Origin of the sequence: Aeromonas sp. R1-2, from assembly GCF_040908505.1 — a bacterium.
Lineage (GTDB): Bacteria > Pseudomonadota > Gammaproteobacteria > Enterobacterales > Aeromonadaceae > Aeromonas > Aeromonas veronii.
The window spans coordinates 45,188-56,169 of sequence record NZ_JBFODU010000035.1; the positions used below are offsets into that span (position 1 = coordinate 45,188).

Sequence of the window (10,982 nt, forward strand, 5' to 3'; positions counted from 1 at the left end):
GAGTGACCCATGTCTGCCATCCCCTATTCCGTGCTCGATCTGGTGCCTGTTGCCGAAGGTTCCGTGCCTGCCGAGTCATTTCGCCGTTCGCGGGATCTTGCCCGCCATGCCGAGGGTTGGGGTTACCAGCGCTACTGGCTGGCCGAACATCACAACATGCCGGGCATTGCCAGTGCCGCCACCTCGGTGCTGATCGGCCATCTGGCCGAAGCCACCACCACCCTGCGGATCGGCGCGGGTGGCATCATGTTGCCGAACCACTCGCCGCTGGTGATTGCCGAACAGTTTGGCACTTTGGCTTCGCTCTATCCGGATCGCATCGATCTCGGCCTTGGTCGCGCCCCCGGGACCGATCAACGCACCATGCGGGCGCTGCGGCGAATGCGCAGCGGCGAGGTGGATGATTTTCCGGCCGATGTGCGCGAGTTGATGAGCTACTTTGGCGACGAGATTGGCGCGGTGCAGGCGGTACCCGGGCAGGGGCTGCATCTGCCCATCTGGCTGCTGGGCTCCAGCCTCTACAGTGCCCAATTGGCTGCGGCGATGGGCTTGCCGTTCGGTTTTGCCTCCCATTTCGCGCCCGCCATGCTGCTGCAGGCGCTGGAGATCTATCGCAGCCAGTATCGCCCCTCTGCTCGCTGGCCCAAGCCCCATGCGGTGGTCTGTATCAATATGATCGCCGCCGACAGCGAGCGCGAAGCCCGCTTTCAGTTCACTACCGTGCAGCAGCAGTTCTTGCGCCTCCATCGCGGTGATGCGGGCAAGCTGCCCGCGCCGGTCGTCCAGCTTGGCGACGAGTGGGCGCCCCGTGAGCTGATGGCGATGGAGCAGACCCTGGCCCGCTCTCTGGTGGGCGACCCTGAGCTGGTTCGTCATGGCCTCAAGGCGCTGCTGGCGGAAACCCGTGCCGATGAGCTGATGTTCAATGGCCCCATCGTCGATCATCAGGCCCGACTGCGCTCCTTTGAAATTGCCGCCGAGCTGATGCAGAGCCTGTAAGCCATGACGAACCCTACTGTCGCGGTGGATGAGGTGTATTGGAATCCCATGGTACCGGAGCTGTCGGTTACCGATCTGGCTCGAGCTCTGGTTTTCTATACCGGTTTGTTGGGCTTCTCGGTCCGCTATCGGCGCGATGACCCTCCTTTTGCTTATCTTGAGCAGCAACAGGTACAACTGATGCTGGAGCAGGTACATCCGGCGGGTTGGCAGGTCGGGGTGCTGGAGCCACCGTTCGGTCGGGGGATCAATCTGCAGATGGAGCTGACCGAGATCCAGCCACTACTCGACCGCTTGCAGGCCGCCGGGATTGCACTTTTCCGGCAGCCAACTGAGGTCTGGTATCCAGTGGGCGAGATGCTGGCCGGGCAGCGCGAATTTTTGCTGCAGGATCCCGATGGTTATCTGTTACGGTTTGTGCAATATCTGGGGGAACGAGCGGCTGACTGACAAGATAAAAATCTTAACCATCTGATTTTAAAGGATTGTCAGATGTATGTCGGCCATCTGTCGTGTCACCTTTCGCGGCGCAAGCCCTATGCTGGCCCTGTCAATTACCACAAGGAGTTCGAGATGATCGTCAGGAAGTTGAGATTGCAACGGGGTTGGTCTCAGGATCAGTTGGCAACGTTGACTGGTTTGAGTGTCCGCACTATCCAGCGGATCGAGCAGGGGCAGCAACCCGGACTGGAATCTCTCAAGGCCCTGGCCGCCGTCTTTGAACTCGATGTGGCTCAACTGGATGGATCAGAGCAACAGGAGCGCGAGATGAGAGGAAATGACACTATGGGTCAGGATGCGGTGCAGGTATCGGCAGAGGAGCGGGCGGCAATGCGCTATGTGGAGGAGCTCAAGGGCTTCTATCACCATGTCGCCAGCTACGTGGTGGTGATCTGCGGGCTGTTTGTCATCAACTACCTGAGCAATCCGGAGTATATCTGGGCATGGTGGCCAACCCTGGGATGGGGGCTGGGGCTTGCCTCCCATGCTGTTCGGGTGTTTCAGCCCTTCAAGCTGTTTGGCCCCGAGTGGGAGCGGCGCCAGATCGAGAAGCGGCTGGGGCGCAAGTTGTAACTTCATTCGCCGGAAAACAGGGAGCCTAAAACAGCAAGCCCGGCAGATTGCCGGGCTTTGTTATTGGAACGGGTTGTGGCAATCCGTGCGGCAGCGATCGCGACCGCCTGATTGCAGTGCTCCCCCTAGCTGGCGTGAACCAGGCAGGGGGTGGCGATCAGGGCATCATCCTCGTAGCGCCACAGGGTGAGGCTATTGCCCCAGACGCAGCCGGTATCGAGCGCCTTGATATCGCTTTTGCCGGTGTTGCCCATCAGGGCGGCCCAGTGGCCGAACACCAGAATGGGGTCATCCACGTGATGCTCGCGCTGCTCGAACCAGGGGCGCAGGCCCGGGGTCGACTCCTTGGGACCCTTCTTGCATTTGAAGTCGAGACGACCGTCGAAATAGCAGAAGCGCATCCGGGTGAAGGTGTTGATGATGTAGCGGTAGCGGTCGATCCCGACCAGATCATCTTTCCAGCCATCGGGCTGGTCGCCGTACATGTTGTGCAGCAGCCAGCTGTACTGGTCACCGCGCAGCAGGCTCTCTACCTCGCGGGCGCAGTTGCGCGCGGTGCGGACATCCCATGCGGGGGAGATCCCGGCATGCACCATCATGATGGGCAGATCCGGATGTTCGGCCAGTAGCGGGCGGTGGCGCAGCCACTCCAGCAGTGCATCCCGATCCGGGGCATCCATCAGGCTTTGCAGCTTGTCTTTCTTCTTGAGCGGTGCAACGCCATCGGCGACCGCCAGCAGGTGCAGGTCGTGGTTGCCGAGCACGGTGACGGCACGGTTGCCCAGCCCTTTGACAAAACGCAGGGTATTGAGGGAGTCCGGGCCGCGGGCGACCAGATCGCCGCAGAGCCAGAGCACGTCATTTTCGGGATCGAACGCGGCAAGATCCAGCAGACGGCGCAAGTCGTCGTAACAGCCCTGGATGTCACCGACAAAACAGTTCGCCATGAAACCTCAGTTGATAATATTGGGGATAGCCAGCGTGAAGGGAGCGATGTGCGCCTCAAACTGCTGACCAGAGCCATCTTGCAGGGTATAGCTCCCTTCCATCACCCCAAGCGGGGTCGCCAGCGGCACGCCGCTCTGGTAGCGGTAGGTCTCACCTTCGGCAATGACGGGTTGTTCCCCGACCACGCCCGGGCCTGCCACTTCCAGCATCTTGCCATTGGCATCGGTGATGAGCCAGCGCCGATGCAGCAGTTGCACCGGGCCGGGCCCCAGATTCTCAATCTCGATCAGATAGTGAAACTGGTAAGGGTCTTTGGAGCCCGCCACATACACGGGGTATGGGCGGATCTCGATGTGCGGGAGTGCCACCGGATCAGGCCTGTTGCTGATCCGCCAGCCAGTTGGCGATCATGACAAACTGCTCGAGGGAGAGATTCTCCGGGCGCAGGTTGCCATCGATACCAAGCTCGGTCAGCTGGGCGTCGGTGATGAAGTTGGAGAAGCTGTTGCGGATGGTCTTGCGACGCTGGCCAAAGCCTTCGGTACAGACGCGATTCAGACAACGAATGTCTTTTGCGACTATGGTCGGATTCTTGTGCGGGATCAGGCGAACTACGGCAGAGTCCACTTTCGGCGCCGGTTTGAAGGCACCCGGGCCCACTTCCAGCACCGGCACCACCTGGCAGTAGTACTGGGTCATTACGCTCAGACGGCCATAAGCCTTGCTGCCCGGGCCGGCGGCCAGACGCAACACCACTTCCTTCTGCAGCATGAAGTGCATGTCCTCTACCCGGTCGGCAAACTCGCACAGGTGGAAGATGAGCGGGGTGGAGATGTTGTAGGGCAGGTTGCCGAAGATACGCAGCGGCCCCTTGCCTTCACCCATCAGGGTGCCGAAGTCAAAACGCATGGCGTCCGCTTCGATGACGGTCAGCTTGTCTTTGAGTGTCGGGTGCTCGCGCAGGCGAGCTGCCAGGTCCCGGTCAAGCTCGACCACGGTCATTTTGTCCATCTGGGCGGCGACCGGCTCGGTCAGCGCGGCCAGACCCGGACCGATCTCCACCAGATTCTGACCCGGCTGTGGGTTGATGGCGGCGACGATCTGATCGATCACATACCGGTCGTGCAAGAAGTTCTGACCGAAACGCTTACGGGCCGTGTGGCCCATGTGCACCTTACTGCTCATATCTTTTTTTCTCTACCATCTTGATGGCGTGGTTAATCGCGGTGACAAGGCTGCCCGGATCGGCCAGGCCCTTGCCTGCCAGATCCAGCGCGGTGCCGTGATCCACCGAAGTGCGGATGAAGGGAAGCCCCAGAGTGATATTGACCGAACTGCCGAAGCCCTTGTATTTGAGCACGGGCAGCCCCTGGTCGTGGTACATGGCGAGTACCGCATCCGCATCCTTGAGGTATTTCTCCTGGAACAGGGTGTCGGCCGGCAACGGGCCGACCAGATCGATCCCTTCCTGGCGCAAAGTAGCCAGGGCGGGTTCGATCACGTCAATCTCTTCACGTCCTAGATGGCCACCTTCCCCGGCATGAGGGTTGAGGCCGCAGACGTAAATACGGGGTTTGGCGATGCCAAACTTGGTGGCGAGATCCTCATTGAGGATCCGGATCACCTTGCCGAGGCGATCCTCGGTGATGGCCATCGCCACATAGGCCAGCGGAATATGGGTGGTCGCCAGTGCGACCCGCAGCCCCTCGGTTGCCAGCATCATTACCACATCTGCGGTGTTGGATTGCTGGGCAAAGAACTCGGTGTGGCCGCTGAACGAGACCCCGGCCTGGTTGATGATCCCCTTGTGCACCGGCCCGGTCACCACGGCGGCAAATTCGCCGCTCATGTTGCCATCACAGGCGCGCTGCAGGGTTGCCAGCACATAGGCGCCATTGCCTTCGTTCAGCTCGCCCGGCACCACGGGGGCGCCGATGGTGACCGGACAGACGGTCAGGGTGCCCGCCCGCTGCGGATGAGCAGGGGCGGTTGCGTCATAGGGCTCAAGCTCGATGGGCAGCCCAAGCAGGGTCGCCCGCTCGCGCAGCAGCGCCGGATCGGCGATCACCACCAACTGGTGGGGCCAATCCTGCTGGGCAATCTGCAGCACCAGATCCGGGCCGATCCCGGCCGGTTCGCCCGGGGTAACGGCAAGGCGACGGCAGCTCATCAGCTACCGGCTCCTTCGATCTGGATGTAGGCCTCGTCACGCAGCTCATCCAGCCACGCCTGGGACTCTTCCACGAAGCGGCGATTGTAGATCAGCTGGTAGGCGCGCTGCTCCTGAGCCTTGTCGGTCGCATCCTGGCTGCGGCGATCTTCCACCTGCACGATGTGCCAGCCGTGGCTGGTACGGAACGGGGCACTGATCTGGCCCGGTTGCAGACGGTTGACCATGTCGCGGAACTCGGGGACATAGACGTTGGGATCAGACCAGCCCAGTTCGCCACCCTGTACCGCAGAGCCCGGATCTTCGGAGTACTTCTCCGCCATGCTGGCGAAGCTTGCCTTGCCGCTCTTGATGTCGTGCAGAATGCCATCCAGCATCCCCTTGGCTTTCTCTTCGCTCAGGATAATGGACGGCTTGATCAGGATGTGGCGGGCCTTCACCTCGGTCTGCATCACTTGCTGCTGACCCTTGGTGTCGAACACCTTGACGATGTGCAGGCCGGCGCCGGAGCGCAGCGGGCCGACGATATCGCCCTTCTTGGCACCCTGTACCGCTTCCGCCATCAGGGTCGGCATCTCTTGCGGGCTCATCCAGCCCCAGTCGCCCCCTTCCAGCGCCTTGGGACCGTTACTCTCGGCAATGGCCAGTTTGCGGAAGTCGGCACCCTGCTTGAGGGCGGCCAGAATGCGCTCGATCTTGCTCTTGGCGGCATCCAGCTGGGCGGCAGTGGGGTTGTCCGGCAGGGCAATCTGGATATGGCCTACGTGGTATTCGTTCTGCTGTTGACCCTGTTTCTTCAGGATCTCCACCACCTGCTTCACCTCCTGCTCGGAGATGTTGATACGGCGGCGCACCTGATTGCGGCGCACCTCGTTCATCAGGATCTCGCGGCGAACCTCTTCCCGATACTGGGCATAGGTCATCCCTTCACGGGCGAGCTGGGCGCGCAGCTGATCCAGGGTCATCTTGTTGTCGGCAGCGATGCCCTGAATAGCCTGTTCCAGCTGGGTGTCGCTGATCTTCAGCCCCTGGCGCTCCGCCAGTTGCAGCTGCAGGCTCTCCTGGATCAGGCGATCCAGCGCCTGTTTGCGCAGGGTGGCATCGTCAGGCAGGGACTGGCCGCTCTCCTGAGCGGAGAGTTTTACCTTGTTGACCAGTGCGTCCTGTTGGCTGGACAGCACCACGTCCTTGTTGACCACGGCCAGCACCTTGTCCATCAGCTCGGGCGCAGCCAGTGCGGCCTGGCTCATGGCACCGAACATTCCCGCGGTCAGCAGGGCAATCAGGGTCTTTTTCATATCCATCTCTCAAGGCTGGGCCAGCATCATTGCTGGCCTTTCAGATTAAACGGGCGAACATAGGGCAACAGCTCGGTATCCAGGGTGACGCTGCGGCCACCTGTACCCACGCTGCCAAGTCCCTTCATTTCAAACTGCAGACCAATGACTTTTTCCGAGCGTGACGTGAGAACATTGTTTTCCCACTGTGGCTGGTTGTGCCACTCCAGGCTCATATTGATGCTCCAGCAGCAGGAGTCGTATTTGACACCGACCTTGCGGTCAATGTTCACATCCTGCTTGATATCACGGTAGTAACCGCCATACATCTGCCACTGATCGGCGATCGGAGCCATCATCACCAGACCCGCCTGGCTCAGATCTTCTGCCAGCGCTGTGTTGGTCGGATAGCGATAGTCCAGGTTGCCATCCTTGATGTAGCGGTAGTTGGCCTGGGTGGTCAGCTTGCCGGTCCGGTATTCGACCGCACCGTTGCCAGCCGTAAATTCCCCCTCGGAGGTGTCGTACTGGGTCCCCGCATGGGCAAACCACTCATCGGTGATCCGGGCATCCCCCTCGAATGAGAGCAGGGAGCGAGCGTTGGTACTTTCCGGGTCGGACGGGTAGAGGCGCACTTTGGGTGCTGTCATCTCAAAGGCCTGGGCCACCGCCAGACGCAACCGTTCATCACCTACGTTGTCGTAGATCCGGCTGGTGAGGCCTGCGGTTACCCGGTTGGCATCGCTGATGCGGTCGAGACCGGCAAAGCGGCGATCGCTGAACAGGCTGTAGTAATCCTGACGGGTGGTGGTGGAGTCGTAGATCCCGATCTCGTCCTGATTTTCGTAGGGGACGTAGAGATACTGGAACTCCGGCTCCAGGGTCTGGGTACCCTTGCCATCATACCAGTCAACCGGGCGATCGAAGTTGAGTCCTCCCTTGAGGCGGAAGGAGGGGAGGGTGCGAGTAATGGTGCCGTCTTTTAGTGCTGATTCGTTTCCTTTCATATACCGCAGGGCATCGCTATCTAACGCTGTGTTACCACTTCGGTTGGGATGTTTATAAGTATCAGGAACCTCCTGGTTGTAGGAGGTAAACATCAGCTTGTACTGGCTGGTGAGGTAGTAGCCAGGGGCATCGATGAGAGGCACGGTCAGGGTCGGAGCCAGGTGCAGACGGGTGGCAGTATAGCGCTCACCTACCTGCTGGGTGCTGGCACTGCCGCTGTCGTAGCCAAACTTGGTCAGTTCGCTGTTCCAGGCCAGATCGAACCACTTGCCCTGCTGGAAGTAGTTGTAGTCGATACGCGGCAGCATCTCGTGGGGCAATAGAGCTGTTGGGCTAAGGACCTGGTAGCGGCGCACCTCGGAGGTGAGGTTCCAGTTGTGCTGGTAGTAGCCGGCGGTAAAGGATTGCTGTAACTGGCTGTCGACCTGGGTGCCCACTTGCGGGCTGAAGTCGTTGAAGTAGTTGTAATCCTTGTCCCGCACCTGGGTGTAGTCGAGGCCAAAACGCAGGGATCCATCCATCAGGGCGGAGCCGTGACGCACGTTCATCAGATAACGATGGCCATCTGAAAGATTGGAGTTGCTCGGGCTGTACTGCTTGTCATCCGCCAGATTCTCAAAATAGAGGGTGCCGGTATGGGCAGGGTCCGGCATATAGCGGAACTCCGCCTGTTCCATCAGGCCGCGTTTATCCATAAAACGGGAGGTGATGGTGGCATCATAGTTGGGGGCAATGTTCCAGTAGAAGGGCTGGGTGATATCCATGCCGTTGCTGGAGCTTTGCTTGTAACCCGGGTAGAGCAGACCAGTCTTCCGCTCATCCTTGATGGGGAAGTTGATATAGGGGAAGTAGAACACCGGGTAGTCATAGAGCCAGAGGCTGGCATTCCAGGCTTCGCCGAACACCTCTTTCTGGTCGATGTCGATGCTGCCCGCCTTGAGGGTCCACACTTCCTGACCGGGGGGGCAGGTGGTGTACTGGGCCCCCTCCATGGTGATGTTCTGGTTGTTGTTGGTCATCACCACGCGCTTGGCAAAGCCGCGCACCGGTGAGCCATGCACCTGATACTTGCCCTCTTCCAGTTCGGAGTTCTTGGTATCCAGGTTGGATTTGAGGGTCTTGTCGCTGGTGACGGTCACCTGACCGTCGTTGTAATAGATGTTGCCGATAGCGATGACATCCCGGCTCTTCTGATCGAGCTGGGCATAGTCGGAGTCAAACTTGCGAACACCCTGACGAACCTTGACGTCGCCTTCATAGACGGCGGTGCCGCCCTGTTTGGCCTCGAGACGGTCAGCATCAACCTCGACCGGCTGTGCGTTGGCATCCTGATCCGATGCAGGCTTCTCTATCTTGGGAACATAGTCATAGCAGAGACTATCGAGAATGCCGGTGGCTGGCGGCGCTTCGAACGGGGCCGCCTGCACCATCATAGGGGTGAGTGCTGGGGCCAGGCTGATAGTCAGGGCGATGGGATAGCGGTACCCCAGTGTCCATTTTGTCATGTGAAAGACTCGTGCAATCCGTGATAGATACGGTTGATCCAAGGCATGCATTTTACGACAGGTTTCATCGAGTTGACATTGCATGTTAGGAGAGGAAAGGTTTTTCCCTTTAAAATCAACTGTTTGTTGGCTGTGAGTGTCATGGTTCCATAGCACGGAAAGTACACCATGCAGCCGACAAGCCTATCACACAGCGACCAGATTGTCGCTACCCTCGCCAAGCTCCCCGTGACTACATTTGGCACAGCCTATACCAAGGAGGTCGCGCTAGTCCTCGCTCGCCACATGAACAAGATTAAGGGCTGGTCAGCCTGTCTCTATCAACGGTACATCGCTAATGCTGTCGGTTGCACGACCAGAACAGTCCGCAGTGCCATACGCCGCCTAGAGGCAATTAACTTCATCGACACTGAGCACCGGAAGCACGACAAGATCGACAACTGGAATCTTGCCTCTGTGTACCGCTTGGGGTCTGCAATCCGAGCCCTTTTCCGCACCCCCAGCAAGCCATTTCCGGCAAAGTCTTCGACTTCTTTTAAACAGAAACAAAGTAACAAGGATCGCGCTCCCGTTTCTTCATCTGTGGATAAGTTCGCCATGTTTGACCACAAGAGGGCTGCTATGACGCAAGAGGACTGGGAGACAAGCCAGAAGGCTAGCCAAGCCAACAACAGGAATGCACTTCAGAAGTTGAAGGCGCTATTCGGGAGGGGGGAATCATGAACATCAATTTTGACGCCGAGCGTGTGCGAGCAGCCTTAGCGAATCCAGAGCAATCAGGGCTGGATGAAGTTGAGCTGTCCATCCTGTCGCTCTTTCTTGAAACGGCTGGTGATACGGGTCAAATCAACATTATTGACGATACCCAGACACCGAAGAAGAAACGAAAGCCAAGGCCGCGCCGTATCAAGCGGAGTAAGGTGAAGTGATGGGCGTTCGTAAAACACTGGTCTGTGTGGAGGCGGGCGTTTGCGTTCAAGCTGGCGAGCTGTTCCCTGTGCTGGGAGAGAACGGGTCTGTCTGGGAGATTCTGTTAGGTGGCAGCTACAGTGGATTTGACCCCATAGATCCAGACACTTTTCCCGCTTAGGGTTGTGATACCCGACTGCGCAGAAATTCCCGGGGTGAACGGTATCCCAAGGCGCTGTGCGGGTGGTGCTCGTTATAATGCTCAAACGCGATGGCCAAATTGCCTACCGCTGTTCGGCTATCTGGTTTCGGCATCATCTCGATATAGTCTCGCTTCATCGTCTTGACGAAGCTCTCCGCTATACCGTTGCTCTGTGGGCTTCTCACCGCAGTCGTTCTGGGCTCCAACCCGATTTCTCGTGCAAACGCGCGGGTCTCATGGGCTCGATACGCCGAGCCATTATCAGTCAGCCACTCTACCGGTGATGCCGGCAACGAATCCCCAAAGCGACGTTCGACAGACCTCAGCATGACATCTTGCACCGTGTCACTGTCGTAACCCCCGGTACTGGCAGCCCAGTCCAGGGTTTCCCTGTCACAGCAGTCCATGGCGAACGTGACTCGTAGTTTTTCACCGTTATCGCAGCGAAACTCGAAGCCATCCGAGCACCATCGCCGATTGCTCTCTTTGACTGCGACACGCCCCTTATGTGCCCGCTGGGTCAAGGGTGCAGCCGGTTTTCTTTCCAGCAGCAGGCCATGCTCTCTCATGACGCGATATACCCGTTTGGCGTTTACTACAGGCTGTCTTGTTGCCTCTGACTGACGCCGTAACAGCGCCCAGACCCGGCGATAGCCATAGGAGGGACGTTCTGCCATCGCCTCCATGATACGGCCAAGTAAGGCTGCATCATCACGCTGGCGATGATGACGACCATCTTGCCAACCTGGTTTGCGATGAACACGAACGGATAGCTGCGCACGCGATACATTAAGGGCCTGGCTCACAGCACTTAATCGTCGTCCCCCGGCAACAAGGGCGCATGCGCAATCCATTTTTTTGCTCGACCATACTCCACGGCTTCTTTGAGG

At 58.9% G+C, this 10,982-nt stretch carries 10 protein-coding genes and 1 pseudogene; 4 read left to right on the plus strand and 7 right to left on the minus strand.

Features of this window, described 5'->3' with window-relative positions; all coding sequences use genetic code 11:
• Nucleotides 1–9: 9 nt before the first annotated feature.
• From AB5Y76_RS14105 to AB5Y76_RS14115, 3 genes are all read left to right on the plus strand, one after another.
• A complete protein-coding gene (locus AB5Y76_RS14105) occupies nt 10–999 on the plus strand; it encodes a luciferase-like monooxygenase (protein ID WP_021231936.1) in 990 nt (329 codons plus the stop codon).
• Nucleotides 1,000–1,002: 3 nt separating this feature from the next.
• Complete coding sequence (locus AB5Y76_RS14110) at nt 1,003–1,449, plus strand: VOC family protein (protein ID WP_201952661.1); 447 nt, start codon at nt 1,003–1,005, stop codon at nt 1,447–1,449.
• A gap of 123 nt (nt 1,450–1,572) precedes the next feature.
• The gene (locus tag AB5Y76_RS14115) at nt 1,573–2,073 is read left to right on the plus strand and encodes a 2TM domain-containing protein (protein WP_179903210.1); all 501 of its coding nucleotides are present in this window, start codon (nt 1,573–1,575) and stop codon (nt 2,071–2,073) included.
• 125 nt (nt 2,074–2,198) lie between these two features.
• On the opposite strand, the gene AB5Y76_RS14120 is transcribed toward AB5Y76_RS14115, so the two are convergent.
• Genes AB5Y76_RS14120 through lptD form a run of 6 tightly spaced genes read right to left on the minus strand, consistent with a single transcriptional unit; the run spans nt 2,199 to nt 8,981 of the window.
• Complete coding sequence (locus tag AB5Y76_RS14120; protein WP_263718396.1) at nt 2,199–3,020, minus strand: symmetrical bis(5'-nucleosyl)-tetraphosphatase; 822 nt, start codon at nt 3,018–3,020, stop codon at nt 2,199–2,201.
• Between the two features lie 6 nt (nt 3,021–3,026).
• Nucleotides 3,027–3,389, minus strand: coding sequence for a Co2+/Mg2+ efflux protein ApaG (apaG, locus tag AB5Y76_RS14125; RefSeq protein WP_100654475.1), 363 nt, complete (start codon nt 3,387–3,389; stop codon nt 3,027–3,029).
• 4 nt (nt 3,390–3,393) lie between these two features.
• Nucleotides 3,394–4,206, minus strand: a complete 813-nt coding sequence (rsmA, locus tag AB5Y76_RS14130; RefSeq protein WP_005339016.1) for a 16S rRNA (adenine(1518)-N(6)/adenine(1519)-N(6))-dimethyltransferase RsmA — start codon at nt 4,204–4,206, stop codon at nt 3,394–3,396.
• Nucleotides 4,196–5,191: a 4-hydroxythreonine-4-phosphate dehydrogenase PdxA gene (gene pdxA, locus AB5Y76_RS14135; protein ID WP_201952654.1), complete on the minus strand. Its 996-nt coding sequence runs from the start codon at nt 5,189–5,191 to the stop codon at nt 4,196–4,198. Before pdxA ends, rsmA begins: the two co-directional genes overlap by 11 nt.
• Complete coding sequence (gene surA / locus AB5Y76_RS14140) at nt 5,191–6,489, minus strand: peptidylprolyl isomerase SurA (protein WP_005349338.1); 1,299 nt, start codon at nt 6,487–6,489, stop codon at nt 5,191–5,193. The genes pdxA and surA overlap by 1 nt, the downstream gene beginning before the upstream one ends.
• A 26-nt stretch (nt 6,490–6,515) precedes the next feature.
• The gene (gene lptD / locus AB5Y76_RS14145; protein ID WP_263718404.1) at nt 6,516–8,981 is read right to left on the minus strand and encodes an LPS assembly protein LptD; all 2,466 of its coding nucleotides are present in this window, start codon (nt 8,979–8,981) and stop codon (nt 6,516–6,518) included.
• A 719-nt stretch (nt 8,982–9,700) separates the two neighbouring features.
• On the opposite strand from lptD, the gene AB5Y76_RS14150 reads away from it, so the two are divergent.
• On the plus strand, nt 9,701–9,910 hold the full coding sequence (locus tag AB5Y76_RS14150) for a hypothetical protein (RefSeq protein WP_263718406.1): 210 nt from the start codon (nt 9,701–9,703) through the stop codon (nt 9,908–9,910).
• Nucleotides 9,911–10,067: 157 nt separating this feature from the next.
• Here the strand turns inward: AB5Y76_RS14150 and AB5Y76_RS14155 are convergent.
• Nucleotides 10,068–10,982: pseudogene (locus AB5Y76_RS14155) on the minus strand (IS3 family transposase); the annotation flags it as partial.